This is a genomic window from Gordonia rubripertincta (assembly GCF_038024875.1).
GTDB lineage: Bacteria > Actinomycetota > Actinomycetes > Mycobacteriales > Mycobacteriaceae > Gordonia > Gordonia rubripertincta.
The window spans coordinates 751,458-771,226 of the sequence record NZ_CP136136.1 but is presented as its reverse complement, the minus strand read 5'-3'; the positions used below and the strand labels follow the sequence as shown (position 1 = coordinate 771,226).

Here is a 19,769-nt window from a genome sequence, read left to right as displayed (position 1 = left end):
TTGGGGGTTCATTTGGTCGACGCAAGACCATGAAGTACCCCAGGTTTAGTTCCTATGTGGTTGCGAGGGCCGGGGCGGCCGACTCGCAGATAGCTGAGGCGCCGTTGAGGGCGGCCTCGAACTCTGTGGGTGGTTGATAGTCGAGCGCTTCGTGTAGACGCTGTTGGTTGTACCACCAGACCCATTCGCAGGTGGCAAGCCCCACCTGCTCGACGGTGCGCCAAGGCCGACGCTGCCTGATCAGCTCGGTCCGTATGGTAGCCGCAACATGCCAACCGACGATCACGCGGGTGCAGGCATCGGTGACAAATTCGGTGTAGGCGAAGCCCTGCCAGGTTCGCACGCAGGTGATGTCGACGACCCATAGCTGGGACGACCCGTAGCTGGTTGGGTCGATCGGCACGAAACTGTCGCTGAACTCGGTCGGTAGGTCTGGCCGTGGTCGGGTCGGGACGGGTGGTGAAAGCCTTCGCTGCCCGCTGCACTCCGCGGACCCCGGCCAGTCGCATCAGCCGCCGGGTCTGATTCTCGGCCGATGTGGTGGCCGGCGCCGGCGGTGGTAGGTCCGTTCGATCCAGGTGACGATTGCGATCCGTAGCTGTTCACGGGTGTCCCAGCGTTGACGGTCGAGCACGTTGCGTTGCAGGAGCGCGAAGAAGATCTCCATAGCTGCGTTGTCCCCTCACGCCCCGACCTTGCCCATCGACCCCGTTGGACCGTGAGTATTCAAGGCGTGTAGGAATTTCCGCGACCGGAGCTGTGACCCTCGATCCGAGTGAACGATGCAGCCGGCCACCTCACCACGACGGGCCAGCGCGCTGTGCAACGCTGCCACGGCCAGTCGGGACTTTCATCCGGGAATCGATGCTGTAGCCGACGATCCGCCCGGAGTGCACGTCCTTGATTGCACACAGATAGAGCTTGCCCTCACGGGTGTGGTGTTCGGTGATACCAGTGAGCCACAACCGATGTGGCTCCTCGGCGGTGAAGTCGCGCTGGACCAGATCATCGTGGACTGGTGGTCCCGGTCGTCGGCCGTTACGACCTCGCTTCTTGCCGAACACCGACCACCAGGCGTTGTCGCGGCAGATCCGCCACGCGGTCCGCTCGGTCATCGACTCACCCACGGTGGCGGCTTCCCCGGCGAGGAATCGGTAGCCGAATTCCGGGTCCTCGCGGTGGGCATCGAACAGGGCATTCGCCCGATACGCCGCGGCCAGCTTGGCATTGGTGACCGGGCTGGCCAGCCACCGGTAGTAGGGCTGGCGCGAGAGCTGAAGTACCCGACACGACACGCGACGGCAATCCCGTCGGCGGCGAGCTCTTTCACGAGCGGGTACAGCCTTTTCCCGGCAGGTTCGCCTGCGATAGATACGCCGCCGCTCGACGCAGCACCTCGTTCTCCTGCTCAAGCAGGCGGATCCGCTTACGGGCCTCGCGCAGTTCAGCGGACTCGGTCGAGGTCACGCCAGGGCTGCGGCCCCCATCAATATTCGCGCGTCGCATCCACTTGTGCAGCGTCATCGGGTGCACACCGAAGTCGTTGGCGACCTGCTCGATCGTGACGCCTTCTCCACGATCACGAGCCACCCGGATCGCATCGTCTCGGAGCTCCTGGGGGTACGGCTTGGGCACAGCTACATCCTTCCCGACCGCCCGAAGGCAAGCCAGATCAGATGTCACCTATCCGTGCAGCAGTCCCTAGCGACAGTCCCGCGCGGATACTGGGGAACTAAACCAGGAGTACGTTAAACGGTTTCGTTGTTCGGCCACCAGCTGGTTTTGCCTAGTAGTGTCGCGATGGCCGGCACGACGATGGTGCGCACTATAAAGGTGTCGAGCAGTAGTCCGATACCGATGATCAGTCCAACTTGGGTCATGATGGAGATCGAGCCAGCCATGAGGCCGAACATGCTGGCAGCGAAGATGAGGCCGGCCGAGGTGATGACCGATCCGGTGTTGGTGACGGTTCGTAGAACGCCGATTCGTATGTTGTTCTGGGATTCCTCGCGTAGGCGAGAGATGAGCAGCATGTTGTAGTCTGCGCCGACGGCGACGAGGACTATGAAAGCCAATAGCGGTACAGGCCAGGCGATCTCGGTTTTGAGGATGTGTTGGAAGATTAGGACGCCGATGCCCAGTGCCGCGGTGTAGTTGAGGACGACGGTTCCTAGGAGATACAGCGGTGCGATGAGTGCTCGGAGGAGAAGGATTAGGATCAGGCCGACGATGATGAGGGTTGCCAGTGCCAGGAGTTGAAAGTCGTCGGCGAGTAGGCGTTGCAGGTCGGCGTTGATGGCGGGGAATCCGGCGATTGCGATGTGGGAGTCCTCCAGGGTGGTGTTCGGTCTGGCGGCGTTTGCAACATCGGTGATGGTGTTGGTCAGTTGTATGGCTTCGGTGCTGTAGGGGTCGAAGCTGGTTTGTATTGCGTAGCGCACGGTATGGCCGTCGGGCGAGACGAATTGGCGAGCGACATCGACAAAGCGGCGGTCTGCGTTGGCTTGAGGTGGCAGGTAGAAGCCGGTCGCGGAGTCTGTTCCGGCGGTTTCGCGGGCGGAGGTTTGGAGTTGCGTGGCTAGGGTGGCCATCCCGGCTAGTTGCTGAAGGTTGCTGTCGATCAGCGCGGACACGCCGTCGGCGAGTTGTCGTGATCCTGCGGCGAGCTGACTCACGCCAGTTTGGAGTTGAGTGATCTTAGCGGGCAGGTCTTGGTTGTTGATGGTGCTCAGGGTGGAGTTGAGGGAGTTGACGGTTGCGGTGAGTTGGTCGGTGACCGTCGTGAGGGGTGTGTCTAGTTGTGCGAGTTGTGTTGACAGGGTGGTGATCTGGTCGAGCAGTCCACTCCCTAGTGTGGCGTTGAGGTCGCGAATCTGTGCGCGCAGGGTTGCGCACTGGGGGACTTGGGCGCACCAGGGCGCTGAGTCGAGGAGGGGTAGGATTGAGGTCACTGTTGTCAGCGCCGCGGATGTTTGGCGGGTCAGGGCGGCAAGTTGTGGGGCGTTCTGTGAGGCGCGGTCGAGTGCGGGCGCGGACGCGGCGAGCTGGCGCAGGAGTGGTTGGTACTGCTGGATTTGTTGACCGGCGGTGCTTGCTTGGGGTGAGGATACCGGCGAGTGGCGTCAGGTTGAGGCGTAGCTGGGTGTCGAGTTGGGCCAGCCCGTCGGCGAGCTGGTTGGCACCGGAGCGCAACTGCTCGAGGTCGCCTTTTCGTTGCTGGCCGTCTGCGACGGCGCCTGCCACCTGGTCCCCGATCTGACCGTTCTGCCACGACAGCTCGGCCTGTTCGAGTTTGTCGCCGGTGGGGCGGGTGACGCCGATGACGCGAGTCACCCCGGGAATTTGGGATACCCGCGAAGCCATCTGCTCGAGGTCGGCAAGTCCGCTGGCGGTGCGTAGGTCGATCGGCGCATCCACCACAAGAAACTCAGCAACCGTCACATCTGTGGGGAAATGGCGGTCAAGCAGCGCATATCCCTGGTTGCTGTCGGTCGTCGCGGGTTGGCCCTGGCGGTCGTCATAGGTGATGTGGATACCCATCGCGATCGTGCTCAGCACGATCAGCCCCACCATCGTTATAGCGAGAAGGGGGACTGGGCGGCGGACGACAAGCACCGCCACGCGATTCCAGTACTTGCGCGTGAGGTCTCGTCGGGGGTTGCCCCAACCGAAGCGGGCTGCCCACTGCAGCACCGGCGGCAGCAAGGTGACAGTGGCGAGGAACCCGATGAGGATCGCGATCGCGCAGGCCGGACCCAAGGTGGAAAAGACGCTCAGTTCGCCGAACGCCATAGCCAGGAATGCCAGTGCCACCGTCGCCGCCGAGGCCAAGATGACCCGTCCGATCGTCGCTGTAGCGTCCACAAGAGCATCCGCGGTAGGCGCGCCTTGGCGCAACCGCTCGTGATAGCGGCTGATGAAAAAGACTGAGTAGTCCACCCCGGCCCCGAGCAGAATGACCGTCATGAATGCGACGGTGAACTGAGACACCGGCATTCCGAGCTCACCTAGTGCGGACAAGACGCCGCGGCCCACCCCAAGGCTGACACCAATCACCAGCAACGGCACCAGTGCTGTGAACAGCGATCGGTACACCACCAGCAAGATCAGGGCGATCAGCGCGACTGTGGCCAAAGTGATCACGACCAGGTCGCTCTCGGCACTCACGATCTGATCACTGAAGGTGGCTGCGGGTCCGGTGACATGAACCGCGGTACCAGTATCTTCAAACACCCGGCGTGCGGTTTCGCGGACGGTTTCCACCGCATGAGTCGCCGCCGGACCGCCCAGGGTCCCCGAGACCCCGACGGGCAGATACCAGGCCTTGCCATCCTCACTCAACGCCTGGCGGGCAGTGATCGGATCCGACAGCAAGTCACGAACCGATTGCACATCGTCAAAATTTTCACGGAGCTGTAGGACCAACGCGTCGTATCGCTCTCGCGTGACCTCTGTAAGCCCATTCGGGTTCTCCATGGTCACGAAGACAGTGGTCTTAGCGCCCTTTTCCCCGAATGCGCCACCCATTTGATCAAGAGCTTGAAAGGACGGAACCCCTGCAGGGATCGGATCTACCGATTGCTGCCGCACCACCGTCTCCAACTGAGGAAACAGCACCGCCAACACCACCCCGACAGCTATCCACACCCCGATGACCAGGGACTTGTGCGTCAAAGTGAACCGCGCGATTCGTCCCAACGTGGAGCTGTACTCGCTGCGCTCGACCAACGGCCGCCTTGCCAAGCGCTTGTCATCGGGACGATGGACCACCATACGCAGTACCTCACCAACTCATCTGGCCCACAGTGGAACCATCGGTAGCGCTACGCTACAAGTTGTAGCGTAAAAGTGGAAGGCGGTGAGGCTATGTAGGCGGGCGCCGCCTGTGCGCCGCAAGAAAGTCATCGACGAGGCGCTCGAGATCAGCGACATCCATCGCGCGAATCCCGGTGAGCTTGGCGAAGACCAGAGGGCCTGCCAGCTGAGTGATCGCCATGGTCAAGTCCGGATCGTCGAGTTCAGCGGCGGCCGCGCTACTTGTCAACACTCGATCAAAGGGTTCTCGGTACTGGTTGACTACGCGCATCCGCAACGGCCCCAATGCGTTTGGTTCTTCGCCAGGTTGCTTGGGAACCATTGCCAACCAAGCCAGTGTGGTCAACTGCAACGGAGCCTGTTCGATGAGAGCAGCCTGGCGTTGCATCAATGTGACCAGGTCATCGCGAATCGATTGCGAGGTTTCAGGGTTGTCCACCTGAGGCAACAACCGCTCGAAGGCTGCTGCCACCAGGTCCGTGGTGCTCTCAAAATGTCGATACAGCGTGGTGCGGGCTACGCGAGATAGCCGGGTTACAGCCTCCACGGTGACCGCTTCGACCCCACCGCTGCTGAGCAGGGTCGCGGCAGCATCCAACAACCGCGCCCGCGAGCGAACCCGCCTCGGGTCCACATCATCGATATCGGCGATCTCCACCCTTGCCCACTTCCCGCTCCAGACCAACAGCACAAACGATACCGTCGGTAACAGAACGAAACTGCGAGTGCTCGAACACCGAACGAGGACCGCAGAGAGGACCACCCAATGGGCTTCGATCAGCGGCTACCAGCGCACTCGCCATCATGTATGGGATGTGGCAGCGACAACCCCAGCGGACTCCAGCTCGAGGTATACAGGCATGACGACCACGTCTACGCTGATCTAACCTTCGACGAACGCCAATCAGGAGCACCCGGCCTAGCCCATGGCGGTGCCATCTCAGCAGCCTGCGACGACATCATGGGATTCACCCTGTGGATCGCCCGCACACCTGCAGTCACTCGAACACTCACCGTCGAGTACCGACACCCAGTGCCACTGCACACACCCGTGCACCTCGTCGCCACGGTCGTCGATAACACCGCTCGGGCACTCTCCATCAAAGCGGTCGGCACAGTAGGCAAGAAAGCGTATTTCACCGCGAACGCCGTGTTCGTGAAAGTTGACTTAAGTCACTTTCAGAACCACGGAGACCCGGACGCCGCCACAGACCTGATTACTCGATTCCTTCAAGCCGACTAGAATACCGTAACCGCGCCTGCATCTGGTGTTACCCGATACAGCAAGGCTGCATCAACCCTGAGGGCGAGACGTATCTAACCCATTCGCAGCGCCTTACCGCCCTCCCCGTGAACCGAGCGCTTAGCTTGTGAGGTGAGCCCTCCTGGGTGGTCCAGTCGTTGTGGGACTCTGTTGCTCGATTGTTCGAGCAGGAAGAATCAACGACGTCATGACATCGAACAAGCGCCGCCGGCACACGCCGGAGCAGATCATCCGCAAGCTCGCCGAGGGCAATATGCTCCTCGCCGCTGGTCAGGAACTCGACGAGGTGTGCCGGCACCTCGAAGTCGCGGAGTCCACGTGGCATCGCTGGCTGGCCCAGTACGGCGGTGGCGTGTCCCCCGTGAACCGGTCCGGTCTGTTTTAGAGTCCTGATTGCCCTGTTGAGGGCAGAGAAGGGACGATGAGGATCATGGCAGGACGCAAGCGCCACTCGGCAGAGGACATTGTGCGCAAGTTGCGCCGGGCTGACGAGTTGGCGGCGCAGGGCAAGACCGGCGAGGAGATCGCCGCCGACCTCGAGGTGTCGGCAGCGACGTTGTACAACTGGCGCCGCCAGTACGGCGGCATGGACGGTGACGCGGCCAAGGAGCTCAAGGAGCTGCGCGAGCAGAACGGCCGGCTCAAGCGGCTGCTCGCCGATGCCGAGTTGGAGAAGGACGCGCTACGGGAGATCGCCAAGGGAAAATTCTGAGCCCAACCGCCAAACGCGCCGCCATCGACATGCTCAAAGACGTGATGAACATGTCAGAACGCAAGGCGTGCAAGGTTGTTGGGCTTGCTCGTTCAGCGTATCGTCAACTGCCGCAAGCGCACACCCCGGCTGACCCGGATGCTGGCCTGCGCCAGCAGCTACGAACCTACGCCCGTCAGAACCCACGCCACGGGTTCCGTCGGGCGTGGGCCTGGCTACGTTTCGACGAAGGCGACACCGTGAACAAGAAGAAGGTCCACCGGCTGTGGAAGGAAGAAGGATTGCAGGTGCGCCGGGCGCCGCGGCGTAAACGGGCCGGCCAGGCGTCGATGCCGATTGTCACCGCGGACGCACCGAAAGTGGTGTGGGCATTGGACTTTCAGTTCGACTCCACTGTCGACGGACACAAGATCAAGATCGCGTCCATGGTCGATGAACACACCCGGATGTCGCTGCTCAACATTGTGGATCGCTCGATCGCCGCCGACCGGTTGATCGAGGAGTTGAAGAAGACCTTCGCGATCTGGGGTGGCCCACCGAAGGTGCTGCGCATGGACAACGGCCCTGAGTTCATCTCTGAGGCCCTCCAGACGTTCTGTGCAGGGTCGGTGGGGATCTCCTACATTCCGCCTGGCACGCCGTGGAACAACGGGTTCATCGAGTCGTTCAACAACCGGTTGCGCGACGAGTGTTTGAACCGCAACTGCTGGCCCACCCTGTTGGAGGCCCGCGTGGTCATCGAAGACTTCAAAGACGACCACAACCACCGACACCGCCACTCAGCGCTGGGCTACAAGACCCCGGCCGAGTACGCTGCCCGATGCACCCACCAGCACCACCCCGTGGGCTGCGAGATCGACTGACCGACCGCAAGTAAGAACTCGCTCTAGGACCGACTGGACCGGTTATCGGGGACCTGCCATTCGGCCTGTATCCAGATTCCCAGCACATGCTTGACGCCGGCCATGTCGACGCCAATAGCGATGTGGGCGTGCTTGTTTCGAGCATGAGAACTGTCTTTGACGTTCACCACCAGCGCGTCGAGGTAGATGACGGGACACAACGGCTCCAGCGGCCGGTTCTGCCATTCGTCGACCGCGTCGAGGACCTCGTCGCAGATCTTGGAGATCGTCTCGTGCGAGAGATCGGTGCCGATCGTGGCGGCCAAATGGTGTTGGATATCGCGCAACGTCATGCCGCCGGCGTACAGCGGGACCACGATCTTCCACTCCAGCCCGTACAAGACCGTCTCCGACGTCGAGTTCGCGGCCGCTGGTTGGGTCGACTGGTACAACAACAGCAGGCTGCACTCGAGTATCGGCCAGATCCCCCCGACCGAGTTCGAAACGCTCCACTACTCTGGCCTCGGCCCGAGGACCAGCCCACAATGGAGGCGGCACAAAACCTCGGGTCGTTCAGTCCCTGTGCGTGAGGCTCCGGCCCGCAACCCCCAACACATCGCCGTGGAGTCACCCATACCGTCTAGCGTTGTACGGACGCAATTCGTCTATCACGAGCGACCGTGCCGCGTCATGCCCTATGCCGATCCTTACCTGTTGACGGGATGGTCGGGAAGTTCAGGGACCGACGCTTGTCAGATCCCCATGGGTCCGTCCGCGTGTCTTTTGCGATGGTCCCGGGGCGCGCCGGAAGCGGTCGATGTCACCCGGCCACCAGCTTGCAGTGCCCAGCAGCACCGCTAGTGCCGGGACTACTAAGGTCCGCACCAGGAACGTGTCGAGCAGCAAACCGACACCGATGATGAACCCGATTTGCACCATCACATCGATGGAGCCGACCATCAGCCCGAACATGCTGGCTGCGAAGATCAACCCGGCCGAGGTGATCACCGAACCGGTGTAGGCGACGGTACGCATTACTCCGACCCGCACGCTCGCTCTCGTCTCCTCTCTCAGGCGTGAGACCAGCAGCATGTTGTAGTCAGCGCCCACCGCCACCAAGACGATGAACGACACCAGTGGAGCTGGCCAGGCGATCCCGGCACCGAGGATGTGTTGAAGTACGAGCACACCGATACCAAGAGCCGCCATATAGTTCAAGACGACGGTTGCAAGGAGATAGACCGGTGCAACGACGGCCCGCAACAACAGCATCAGGATCAGACCCACGATGAGAAGTGTGGCTATGCCAAGCAGTTTGAAATCGTACGACAACAACCGCTGGACGTCGGCATTGATCGCAGGAAAGCCCGCGACCGAAGCACGTCCGCCCTCCAGAGTGGTGTTCGGCATCGCGTTCTCGGCGACGCTAGACAGCTCGTTCGCCAGCGTCATTGCATCGGCAGAGTATGGGTCGTAGGAGGTCTGTACCGCATAGCGCACGGTTTTCCCGTCGGGCGAGATGAACTGTCGAGCGGCCTGACTGAACTGCTGGTCCTTGAACGCATCCGCGGGGAGATAGAAGCCGGTTGCCGAATCAGAATCGCCGATCTCGCGGGCGGGAGCCCGAAGCTGTGCGGCGACCTGTGCTAGTCCACCGAGTAGCTGAACGTTGCTGTCCACCAAAGCCCCGACTCCGTTCGACAACTGACGTGCGCCGTCGGCGAGTGCGCCGACGCCGGACTCGAGTTGCGAGACCCTGTTCCCGAGGTCCTGTCCACCGATGGTCTGTAGTGCAGAATTCAGCGTTTGAAGAGAACGCTGCAGCTGTGCCATGTCGGTAGAGCCTGGCGCACTCACGCGGCCGAGTTGCGCGGCAAAGTTAGCCACCCTCGCGAGCGACTGATCATCCGCGAGTGCCCGGATGTCGGCCGTTTGCGCGCGCAGTGCCGAGCACTGCGCGATCTGCTGACACCACGGAGCTTCCAATGCGGACAACGCTGGCGCGACCGCGTCTGCCGCAGACTGGGCCCGACGTGCGAGTTGAGACAGCTCAGGCGCTCGCTGGGAGAACTGTCGAAGCGTTGGGGCGGCGCTCGCGAGTTGGTTCACCAACGGCCGGTACTCATCGAGTTGTGGGCCACATGACGACACCTCGTCTAGCAACCCCGACAGCGGAGCGAGATTGGATGAGATCTGGTCTTCTAGCAGTGCCAGGCCTCCGGCGAGCTGCTCTGATCCGGTCTTCAGGACGGCCAGATCACCCTTGCGGGCCTGTACATCTCCGGTCTCCTCGGTGATCTTGGTACCGATCTGATCGTTCTGCCAAGACAATTGCGCCTGCTGCAGCTTCTCACCGGTTGGCCGCGTCACGCCAATGACCCTGGTCACGCCGGGAATCTGCGCGACGCGGGATGCCAACTGGTCGAGGTCGGCAAGGCCTTGAGCCGTGCGCATGTCGTTCTCGGACTCCACCACCAAGAATTCCGAGATAATGATGTCTTTCGGAAAGTGGCGGTTGAGCAGCGCGTAGCCTTCGTTGCTCCCTGTGTCAGTTGGCTGCCCCTCTCGATCGTCGTAGGTGATCTGGATTGTTGCGGCGACCAGGGCGAGGCCAATCAACGCGACTACACTGATCGCGAGCAGAGGGACCGGCCGCCGGATAACCATGACTCCGACTCTTCTCCAGTAATCCCGCGTCAGGTCACGGCGGGGAAGGCCGGCCCCTCTCTTGGCAGCGAAGGAGAGCACGGGGGGCAACAATGTCACCGTCGCCAAGAATGCGAATGCTATGGCGATTGCGCAGGCCGGCCCCAAAGTGTTGAACACACTGAGCTTGGCGAAGGCCATAGCCAGGAAGGCTAGGGCCACAGTGCCCGCCGATGCGAGAACCACGCGGCCGATAGTTGCATTCGCGTGGGCAATAGCGGCATCAGGAGAGTTGCCTGCTCGAATACCCTCATGATAGCGGCTGATGAGGAACACCGAATAGTCAACTCCGGCACCGAAGATGATGACGGTCATGAACATCGAGGTGAACTGGGATACCGGCATGCCCAGCTCGCCTAGTCCAGATAGAACTCCGCGACCCACGGCCAAACTCATGCCCACGACAAGCAGCGGCATCAGCGCGGTGAACACCGAACGGTAGACGACGAGGAGGATCACGGCGATCAGCAGCACGGTGGCGACAGTGATCAGGACCAGATCCGACTCGCCCACGGCGAGTTGGTCGCTAAAGGTCGCGGGTGGGCCTGTCACACGGACTCTCGTCTCAGTGTCGCGAAAGATTCTCTCCGCGGTGTCGCGTACCGCTGCGACCGCCTCCGCGGTATCGGGTCCCCCGAGTGTGCCGGTCACTCCCACGGGCAGATACCAGGCTTGCTTGTCTTTGCTGAGAGCCTGACTCGCAGTGAGGGGATCGCTCAGCAGGTCTCGGACGGCGATGACGTGCTTGTCGTCCGCCCGCAGGGTGTCGACAAGCACGTGGTATCGATCGCGGGTGTTGTCGGACAGGCCTGCACTGTTCTCCATCACAACGAATACGGTGGTCTTGGCGCCGCGCTCGTCGAAAGAGGCGCCCATACGGTCCAAGGTCTGAAAAGACGGGACTCCGGCCGGGATCGGATCCACAGATTGTTCCCGTACCACTGACTCCAGTTGAGGAAAGAGAAGGCCTAAGCCGATAGCGGCACCGAGCCAAACCAGCGTCACAATCCCTTTGCGGCGGAGGGTAAACCATGCAACCCGCTCAAGGGTCGGACTGTATTCGCCGAGTTTCTCGCCCCCTCTCGACGAGCGGGTTCGAATGGGAGACGAACTCACCATGTGCAATATCCTCTCGACCTGAAGTGGGCGACCCAATCGTTCGGATCCGTCTGGCGAACGTCCGTGCGGTGGATGATTGTCACTTGTGGTGGTGCTCGGCCATGTCTTCGACCTCCTCGAGAGTGGTGGGCAGGTGGTATGGGGGGGTGCTCTTACCTGAGATGCGGTATCGGCCCCAGAAGTCGGGATCCCCGACGACACACTCCGCCCGCCCCTCAGCGGTCGTAAATACAGCGATCGCGCGGGCGCCTTTCAGGAGCCCGTCGAGCTCATCATTCTTCTGAATCCGGCCATACCAGGTGTATAAGCCGTTCAGCGGCTGGAAATAACCTCTTATTTTCGCTTCGACATGGATCTCCGTCCCACGGCACACCAGGGTTCCTTCGCCGGAGTAGTCGAGGTCATGGTCGTCAGACATGCAGCCCTACCTTCTTCGCATTGAGCGTTGACAAATAACGCGGTTCGTGGATACTAGCAGTACCAGATACTGCGAGTAATGGGTACTGGGCGCCAGGCCCCGACTCCCAGCCTTGAACGACCGAGGAGAAGACATGACCGTGCAGGATGCCCATATCAAGCCCGACTTTTCACAGGAGGGCATGGCCCGGGTGAACGGGCGCAAGCCCGTCGACATGGAACGATCTGCAGGTCGTCTGTTGCGGTCTTCCGCGGAGAAGTTCTACGACGCGGAGATCGACATCGACTGGGAGTCGCCCTGGGAGGAAGGCAAGTACTTTCTGCCAGAGCACCGGGTGTCGCTATACGGCACCAAACTATGGAACAAGATGACCGAGGAGCAGCGTCGCGAGCTGGGACGCCACGAGATCGTAAGCATCCTCAGTTTCGGCATCTACGCAGAGAACCTCTTGAGTTCGGCGCTCCTGCGCATGTCGGCAAAGGGGGCCCTAACCGATCAGAAGTCCCTATACGCGCTAACAGAAATCGGCGATGAGTCCCGCCATTCCACTATGTTCGCGCGCCTCATTAACAAAACAGGCGTGCCCCCTTACAAGCTCCCTAAGGGCTTCTTGAGCTTCGCAAAGATCCTGCATTTCGTCCCGCTCGGACCGTCGGTGTCCGGAGCCACGCTGCTGATCGAGGAAATCCTGGACCGCGCCCAGCGCGAGGCGATGAACGACCCCAGTATGCAGCCTCAGCTTCGCCAGCTCATGAAGATCCATGTCCTCGAGGAAGCCCGTCACATTACCTTTGCGCGACTGGAGATGATCGAAGGCATGCAGCGTCGACGTAAGGCGACGCGCGCTTGGCACCGAGGGGTGCTTGCCGTCATCGCGAACCTGGCGTACCCGCTGCTCATTAATCCGAAAGTGTACCCCGCAGTGGGAATTAGCCGCTGGCGTGGCGTATGGGCACAACAAACCAGCCCAAACTATCGGACCAACCTGCAGTTCATGTCGGAGCCCATGATTCGGTTCTTCCATGAGGCGGGAATGCTGGAAGGCAAGTTCACAATGGCCATGTGGCGCGCGACGCGGAGCCTTCCCGACGATCTCCGCTGATCTCCGTTCACGCGGCCGAGCCGTCACGGTCGACATCAGTTAGACCTGTGCGGAGCATTCTCGATGGCTTCGCGATCACTTCCGCCTCAACAGATCACCCGCTGCCACTGTGCGCAGGTGATGTGTTGTGCCAACGAACCCACGAGGGAGAAAGCATAAACATGGCATCTTCAACTACCCGGCGCGCCTCGCGCGCCGCCGCCAAAACCGACTCAACCGACGACCCGATTTCGACCAAGATTCTGATCATCGGAAGCGGGTTCTCTGGTCTCGGGATGGCCGCACAGCTAAGACGTCGCGGGTACAGCGACTTTCTAATCCTGGAGAAGGCAAGCTCCGTCGGTGGAACCTGGCGCGACAATACCTATCCGGGCTGTGCATGTGACGTCCCGTCGCTGATGTACTCGTACTCATTCGAAAGTCGAGGTAGCTGGTCGAAGGTGTGGTCGTCACAACCAGAAATTGAGCGGTATCTACAAGACGTCGCGGACAAGCGCGGCGTGACACAAAAGATTCATTTCGGTCAGAAGTTGGTTTCCGGATACTGGAGCGAGTCAGAGTCGCGGTGGCACCTGCGTACTGAGTCCGGACGTGAGTACATTGCTCAGTTCGTAGTTTCAGGAGTCGGTGCGCTGCATATCCCCAATTTTCCCGAAATTTCGGGGATTGAGGACTTTAAAGGCGAAGCGTTTCACTCCGCACAGTGGGATCATTCGGTGGATCTGGAGGGCAAGCGTGTCGCCGTGATCGGCACTGGTGCCAGCGCTATCCAGTTTGTGCCGTTCGTACAGAAGGAGGCCATGTCCCTCAAGGTCTTCCAGCGAACCCCTGCCTGGGTCCTACCCCGCAAGAATTTCACCGTTCCGCCGGCCCTGCGGACTCTTCTGAGCAGACTCCCGATTGCACGTCGTATCGCCAGGTGGTCGGTGTACTGGGGTGCGGAGAGCCTAGCCTTCGGCCTCAACGGTCACTCCAACCTTATGCGGCCAATCGAACGGGTCGCTCGGTGGAACATTGAACGCTCCATCTCTGATCCGGCACTACGCAAGAAACTGACCCCGTCATATCGCATCGGCTGTAAGCGAATTCTGGGGTCAAACGACTATTACCCTGCACTTGCGGCGCCCAACACCACCGTCATCAGCGATCGGATTGAGAGGGTCACCGCTGATTCCATCATCACCTCAGACGGCGTCGAGCACCTCATCGACGTAATTATTTATGCGACCGGTTTTCACGTGACTGATGGTTTCGATCAGCTCGCCCTGAAAGGTGCCACTGGCGAGGATCTCCCGTCCCACTGGCATCAGACGGGGATTAACACGCACCTGGGCATCACGACCAAGGGTTTTCCCAACCTGTTTTTCCTCCTCGGACCCAACACGGGCCTCGGCCACAACTCAGTGGTGTTCATGATCGAGCAACAGATCAAATACATCATGAAGGCCATCGACACAGTAGAAAGCCGAGGCGCTGAGAAGGTTGACGTACGCCCGTCCGTGCAAGAACAGTTCAACACCGACATCCAGCGGAAGCTGGCCAAGGGAGTGTGGACCAACGGCGGCTGCACGAGTTGGTATCTCGACTCGCAGGGCGTCAACCGGACCGTGTGGCCGGGCTTCACATGGCAGTACTGGCGCGCCACAAAAGATTTCGACCCCGCCGAGTACGACATCGCCTGAGCCCGAACGCACGGAGAGACACGATTCGTAGAAATGGTGAGACGACAGTGAGCAATTCTGACCGGCATGATTACACAGGCAAGGTGGCAGTGATCACCGGTGCCGCGTCAGGGATCGGTCGGTCTCTGGCACTCCAGTTGGCGGAGCGAGGTGCCGCACTGGCACTGTCCGACATTGATGAGATGCACTTGAAGGAGACTGCAGAACTTTGCCGCACCACGTATGCGGCGACGGTAACCGCCGCCGTACTAGACGTTGCGGACCGCAGTGCGTTTCAGGACTATGCCGACGGAGTGCGGTCAGAGTCGGGCCACGTCGACATGGTGTTCAATAACGCCGGCGTGGCCTTGGGCGTCGACGTGGTCGACATGACCTGGGAAGACTTCGACTGGCTCATGGGCATCAACTTTGGCGGAGTCGTTAACGGGTCGAAGGCGTTTCTGCCTCACCTGATCGCGTCCGGGGACGGACATCTCATTAACACGTCGAGCGTCTTCGGCTTGATCGGAATCCCCAGCCAGAGCGCATACAATGCCGCGAAATTCGGCGTCAGAGGCTTCACCGAGGCGCTCCGACAGGAGATGAAAATCAGTCGATACCCGGTCACAGTGACATGTGTGCACCCGGGGGGTGTAAAAACCAACATCGTCAACAATGCCCGAGGCGTTTCCGCCATGGGGGCAGACACCGCGACTGTCGCCTCGCTGTTCGACAGGATCGCACGAAGCACCCCGGATAAAGCAGCGGCGACAATCCTCAAAGGTATGGACAAGAAGAAGGCACGAGTGTTGATCGGTGCGGACGCCCGCGGTTTCGACTTCGTGGCACGGGTGATCGGTCCCCGCTACCAGGACATCGCGGCGCCACTGACACGGGCGGGTTACGCGGTCGCACGTAGACAGGGGATCCTCAAGTGACCGTCGAACCCGATGCACGTCCGGCTGCCGCAGCCCGCTCACGCACCTTGCGCGTCTCAGAAGTGACCCAGGAAACGAAAGACTCCGTCACCATTTCGTTCGAGATCCCCGATGCCATGGTCGAGGAGTTCAAGCATGTCCCAGGGCAATTCATCACCGTGAAGATCCCATCTGATCGGACCGGTCATGTCGCACGATGCTACTCGTTGAGCAGCTCGCCTCACGTCGAGGACTTCCGTCTCGAGATCGGGATCAAGCGGACGGAGAACGGTTACGCATCGAACTGGCTGTGCGACAACGCGATGACGGGAATGGAGTTGACCGTCCTCCCGCCGTCGGGGCACTTCACGGCTAAGAATCTCGACGTCGATTTTCTATTCTTTGCAGGAGGAAGTGGGATCACTCCGGTCTTGTCGCTGATTAAGTCGGCGCTTGTGTGCGGCGGGGGCGAAGTCACACTGTTCTACGCGAATCGCGATGCCGAGTCGATCATGTACGAGGGCCAACTGGCGCAGATCGCCTCCGAGTTCCCCGAGCGTTTCACGGTCTTCCACTGGTTGGAGTCGGCTATGGGGATTCCGGCACCTGAGGATGTCGAATCCGCCATACGTGAGCACCGCGGTGCACAGATCTACACCTGTGGTCCGGCGCCGTTCATGGATCTGGTTCAGAAGTCGGCGGAGGCCTGCGGTGTTGAGCACGCCTCGGTACATCGAGAAGTCTTTCAGTCACTGACCGGAGATCCATTCGAGACAGCCACGATGCGTCAGCTCAGTGACGACGATGGTGTGGCGACCGCCACGGTCTATCTGAATGGGCAGTCCATCACGACTGAGTGGCCGCGCAACACTCCGTTGCTCGACGTGCTATTGGCCCAAGGTCACAATGCCCCGTACTCCTGCCGAGAAGGGGCCTGCAGCGCGTGCGTATGCAAGCTGGTTGAGGGTGATGTAGAAATGGCACAAAACCACATCCTCGTTGAAGATGACATTGCCGACGGTGAACGGCTTGCGTGTCAGGCACTTCCGCTGACGGATGCAGTCACGGTGAGCTTTGATGACCTCTGAGATAGCGAGCGAGTCGCGAGGATCGCGGCACCTCGAGGTCCTCTCCTCCGACGGAACCAGGTTGTTCGCCCAGGAATTCGGCTCGGGCCGGGATGCTCCACTTCTAGTCTTTAGTCACGGCTGGGCCTGTCAGGGGCGTTTCTGGCGGCCACAGATCGAACACTTCGCGGCGACGCATAGGGTAGTGGTCTACGACCAACGCGGACACGGGTGGAGCGACCGGGGCCGGGTACCGTTCTCGGCGAGACTTCTGGCCGATGACTTGGAGTCCGTAGTTCGGGCGGTAGCCACTCCCACCGACAAGGCTGTCGTGGTCGGACACAGCATGGGAGGTATGTCCATCATGAGCTGGGCAGCTGAGTACCCAGCCTCGGTGTCGGAGCTGGCCCGCGGAGTAGTACTGGCAAGCACCGGGCCATCACAGTTGGTGGATCGGTCAACGTTACTCAAAGTTCCCCGCCAGCTACGACCGAGACTTGAACGGGCCTTCGCGGCTAGTCTTGCGGTCGCGGGACCCGAGATGCAGGACACGCGTTTGTCTCGCCGCCTGATTCGTTACGGAACCCTGGGCCCGGGCGCGACTGTCGAGGTAATCGATGAGTGCGCCGACATCGTGTTGCGATGCCCACCACAGGTGCGGGGGATGTGGGGTGCGGTTTTGGCGACAATCGACGTCAGCAGGGGTGTTGACTCGCTGACAGTGCCGGCGGCGGTCATCGTGGGCGATGCCGACAGACTGACCCCGGCGGCCCATTCGGTGGATCTCGCAGCGCGACTGGGTCGGCAGGGCGTTCTATTTGAATTCACTCTTCTCGACAAGGTCGGTCACATGTCCAACCTAGAGGCCGTTGAAGACTTCAATTCAGCTGTGGCCAGGTTAGACAGATCCGCTTGAAGCTCGTTTCGACCCATGTCTCTGCCGACTGCATGCGTGCGCCACGTGCTTATTGGGGCGACGGTCAACCATCCTGGTAGCGTGGTGGGTCATGTCTGTAGTCCGTCGAATCTCCGCAGCCCCGGTGAAAGTGCAACGTCGTGTGCGCGATGCACGAAGCACGCGTTGGGACGACCACCGCGCTATCGTGAAGGCTGAACTCGTCGACGCGGCAATACGCGCGATCGAGAAGTTTGGCGACGCTGTGAGCATGGACGACTTCGCGGAAGAGGCAGGGGCGTCGAAGCCGAAGCTTTATCGCCATTTCGGTGACCGAGCTGGGCTCTATTCCGCTGTGGCAGCACGTTTGGGTTCGATGATGTGGGAGTCCGCACAGTCAACTCTGCTCTCCGGACAGCAGGACTCCGTCGACGAGCTCTTCCGGTCAGCGATCTCCGCATACGTGTCATTGGTCGACGAGCATCCGGCGGTCGTCCGCTTCCTCATGACGAACCACATGTTTCAGTATTCTGAGTCCGGCGAGGGAGGGGCCGCGGATCAGCTGAGATCGGCAATGGATATTATTTCCGACGAGTTCGCCCGTAGCCTCCAATCGGTCGGTGCCGACGAGTCCCTCGTCGCCGTCGTAGTGGCCTCCATCTTGGGGGCGGGCCTATCAGCTACCCAATGGTGGATCGATCACGGTCGGCTCAATGGAATGAGCAAGGACCTGTTCTCCGCGCACCTTTATCAGACGTCGTGGGGGATCATTGACGGCGCTGCGGCCACAGTGGGCGTTCGCTTCCGCAGAGACAGACCCTTCGGCGACCCCGCGTTCGCCACTCGCCTCGGACTAGACTGATCCCGCTCGCGAGAGACGGTGCCGCCCCAGTCTCCGCCCTCAGTATTTGATCACAACTGTGTTCCTTATCGCGAGGAGCACTTGTCCAAGTGTCGGATGGGCGGGTCGAACGACTCGTCGTCTACCACCTGATCTAGTGTCATCACGTCGCCCCCGGTGATGAAGCCGGCGAGCCAGTCAGGCCCCAGGTCTGGCGCGACCAGTAGGACCGAATCAACTCGTAGGAACTGATGCCCACGATCTCGTGGTTCACCCCGTCGGACTCCGGTAGCGACCCACCTCAGTCGATCCAGATGCGAAAGGGCCGGGCTAGGGCCAGCCACTCACCGATGCGGTGCTGGCAGTTCTTCTAAACGGCGGACCTTAGGGATCTGGCGGCGGAGTCCAGTGAGGTGGCAAGGCTCGACTCAGTGTCAGTTAGAACCGCCGCGGCCTCGATGACGTGGTCGAGCCGGGTAGCAGCGGTCGAGCCCTTGTGTACGGCCGCCTGAGCGACTGATGTCCATGCTGCAGCCGCTCGGTGAGCATCTCTGGCAAGGTCGCTGGTTGCAGCATCGCCGGTCAGTCGGGCGATCTCGTCGCAGCCACACGCGAGTAGTCGTCGGAACAGGCCACCACCCGTACCTGCCTTCTCGATGAATGCACCAAGACTGAATAGGTGGACTTCGAGCACGTCGGAGGGCAGCTCATGCCAGAGCACCACGTCAGAGGATAGTGCTAGGGCTGCGTCTATTCCGTGTGTCCCCGAGTGTTCGACAGGGCCGGCGATCGTGGATCCTGCGGGCGCGCGCATGCATGCCGCAGATTGCGCGAACGCCTCCGCAGCCACGACGGCGATTGACGGTAGCGCCTCGGGCCAGTCAATGCGGAAGAGCGTATGTCGGGTCGGCTCGGGGAAGGTCATCGAGCGTCGGGCTCGCGCCAGCGCGTCGAAGGGAACCTGTTGAATTTCGACGCGATCGTTGTCTGCGACGTAAGCGATTTCTGCGTCGCTGTCGTAGCCCACTATGACGATATCGTGGCGACTCATGCGCAACTGAACGCGCAGGTAGGGCAATTCAGCAATTTCGGCCCACACGAGCGCGGGCCGGCCGCGGTCGAGTTCGTCGCGGACGAGATCCCACCCTAGCTGGGGATCGTCGGTGGACCGGACCTCCACCGTAGCGCCGAGACGGCGGGGGAGGTCCATCTCGAAGTCAGGACCACGTCCTACCAGATACAACGGCGGCACGAGGGCGTCGGTGCGAACATACGTGAGCGAGAGTGCTCCGCCCAGAGCGAACACCAGACCCTCGTTCGGTGGCCCGTCGAAGCCTAGTCCCGACCACTCCATCAAGTCGCGCATCGCGCTGGAGCCGCAATGGCCGCCCATTCGGTGTGGATAGGTGT

Annotated in this window: 13 protein-coding genes and 5 pseudogenes; 10 read left to right on the top strand and 8 right to left on the bottom strand. The window is 61.0% G+C overall.

Going from position 1 to position 19,769, the window contains the following annotated elements:
• Positions 1-52: 52 nt before the first annotated feature.
• The 4 genes and pseudogenes from RVF83_RS03385 to RVF83_RS03370 all read right to left on the bottom strand — a co-directional run bounded on the left by RVF83_RS03385 (position 53) and on the right by RVF83_RS03370 (position 5,473).
• Entirely contained in the window at positions 53-403 is a 351-nt protein-coding gene (locus RVF83_RS03385; RefSeq protein WP_005194698.1) for an integrase core domain-containing protein, read from the bottom strand.
• Between the two features lie 105 nt (positions 404-508).
• Positions 509-1,635, bottom strand: a pseudogene (locus RVF83_RS03380) (IS3 family transposase).
• A gap of 113 nt (positions 1,636-1,748) precedes the next feature.
• Positions 1,749-4,773: pseudogene (locus tag RVF83_RS03375) on the bottom strand (RND family transporter).
• A 91-nt stretch (positions 4,774-4,864) separates the two neighbouring features.
• A complete protein-coding gene (locus RVF83_RS03370) occupies positions 4,865-5,473 on the bottom strand; it encodes a TetR/AcrR family transcriptional regulator (protein ID WP_005194691.1) in 609 nt (202 codons plus the stop codon).
• 108 nt (positions 5,474-5,581) lie between these two features.
• On the opposite strand from RVF83_RS03370, the gene RVF83_RS03365 reads away from it, so the two are divergent.
• The 3 genes and pseudogenes from RVF83_RS03365 (at position 5,582) to RVF83_RS03355 (ending at position 7,654) form a co-directional block, all read left to right on the top strand.
• On the top strand, positions 5,582-6,058 hold the full coding sequence (locus RVF83_RS03365; protein ID WP_005194688.1) for a PaaI family thioesterase: 477 nt from the start codon (positions 5,582-5,584) through the stop codon (positions 6,056-6,058).
• A gap of 208 nt (positions 6,059-6,266) precedes the next feature.
• A pseudogene (locus RVF83_RS03360) lies at positions 6,267-6,428 on the top strand (transposase); the annotation flags it as partial.
• A gap of 81 nt (positions 6,429-6,509) precedes the next feature.
• Positions 6,510-7,654, top strand: a protein-coding gene (locus RVF83_RS03355; protein ID WP_099047926.1) for an IS3 family transposase whose coding sequence is annotated in 2 segments (ribosomal slippage) — positions 6,510-6,777 and positions 6,777-7,654 — 1,146 coding nt in all. Because the reading frame shifts where the segments join, the coding sequence is not laid out codon by codon here.
• Positions 7,655-7,719: 65 nt separating this feature from the next.
• Here RVF83_RS03355 and RVF83_RS03350 read toward each other — a convergent pair.
• Positions 7,720-8,013: pseudogene (locus tag RVF83_RS03350) on the bottom strand (transposase); the annotation flags it as partial.
• Here RVF83_RS03350 and RVF83_RS03345 point away from each other — a divergent pair.
• A pseudogene (locus RVF83_RS03345) lies at positions 8,006-8,176 on the top strand (integrase core domain-containing protein); the annotation flags it as partial. The pseudogenes RVF83_RS03350 and RVF83_RS03345 sit on opposite strands and share 8 nt — an antisense overlap.
• A gap of 192 nt (positions 8,177-8,368) precedes the next feature.
• Here RVF83_RS03345 and RVF83_RS03340 read toward each other — a convergent pair.
• Together RVF83_RS03340 and RVF83_RS03335 are read right to left on the bottom strand one after the other, a co-directional pair.
• Positions 8,369-11,458, bottom strand: a complete 3,090-nt coding sequence (locus RVF83_RS03340) for an RND family transporter (protein ID WP_039879980.1) — start codon at positions 11,456-11,458, stop codon at positions 8,369-8,371.
• 79 nt (positions 11,459-11,537) lie between these two features.
• The gene (locus RVF83_RS03335; protein WP_005195185.1) at positions 11,538-11,876 is read right to left on the bottom strand and encodes a DUF4873 domain-containing protein; all 339 of its coding nucleotides are present in this window, start codon (positions 11,874-11,876) and stop codon (positions 11,538-11,540) included.
• A 133-nt stretch (positions 11,877-12,009) separates the two neighbouring features.
• Here RVF83_RS03335 and RVF83_RS03330 point away from each other — a divergent pair, with 133 nt between their 5' ends.
• The 6 genes from RVF83_RS03330 to RVF83_RS03305 all read left to right on the top strand — a co-directional run bounded on the left by RVF83_RS03330 (position 12,010) and on the right by RVF83_RS03305 (position 18,380).
• Positions 12,010-12,978: an AurF N-oxygenase family protein gene (locus RVF83_RS03330; RefSeq protein WP_005195186.1), complete on the top strand. Its 969-nt coding sequence runs from the start codon at positions 12,010-12,012 to the stop codon at positions 12,976-12,978.
• 161 nt (positions 12,979-13,139) lie between these two features.
• A complete protein-coding gene (locus tag RVF83_RS03325) occupies positions 13,140-14,660 on the top strand; it encodes a flavin-containing monooxygenase (RefSeq protein WP_005195187.1) in 1,521 nt (506 codons plus the stop codon).
• 47 nt (positions 14,661-14,707) lie between these two features.
• Positions 14,708-15,577 (top strand): SDR family NAD(P)-dependent oxidoreductase, encoded by an 870-nt coding sequence (locus RVF83_RS03320; RefSeq protein ID WP_006369629.1) that lies wholly within the window; start codon positions 14,708-14,710, stop codon positions 15,575-15,577.
• Positions 15,574-16,644 carry a ferredoxin--NADP reductase gene (locus RVF83_RS03315; protein ID WP_005195189.1) on the top strand — a complete coding sequence of 357 codons (1,071 nt, stop codon included), beginning with the start codon at positions 15,574-15,576 and terminating at the stop codon, positions 16,642-16,644. The genes RVF83_RS03320 and RVF83_RS03315 overlap by 4 nt, the downstream gene beginning before the upstream one ends.
• Positions 16,634-17,539 (top strand): alpha/beta fold hydrolase, encoded by a 906-nt coding sequence (locus tag RVF83_RS03310; RefSeq protein WP_005195191.1) that lies wholly within the window; start codon positions 16,634-16,636, stop codon positions 17,537-17,539. Before RVF83_RS03315 ends, RVF83_RS03310 begins: the two co-directional genes overlap by 11 nt.
• 91 nt (positions 17,540-17,630) lie before the next feature.
• On the top strand, positions 17,631-18,380 hold the full coding sequence (locus tag RVF83_RS03305; protein WP_026919816.1) for a TetR/AcrR family transcriptional regulator: 750 nt from the start codon (positions 17,631-17,633) through the stop codon (positions 18,378-18,380).
• Between the two features lie 349 nt (positions 18,381-18,729).
• Here RVF83_RS03305 and RVF83_RS03300 read toward each other — a convergent pair whose 3' ends face one another.
• Positions 18,730-19,752 carry a BtrH N-terminal domain-containing protein gene (locus tag RVF83_RS03300; RefSeq protein WP_020169751.1) on the bottom strand — a complete coding sequence of 341 codons (1,023 nt, stop codon included), beginning with the start codon at positions 19,750-19,752 and terminating at the stop codon, positions 18,730-18,732.
• Positions 19,753-19,769 lie beyond the last annotated feature (17 nt).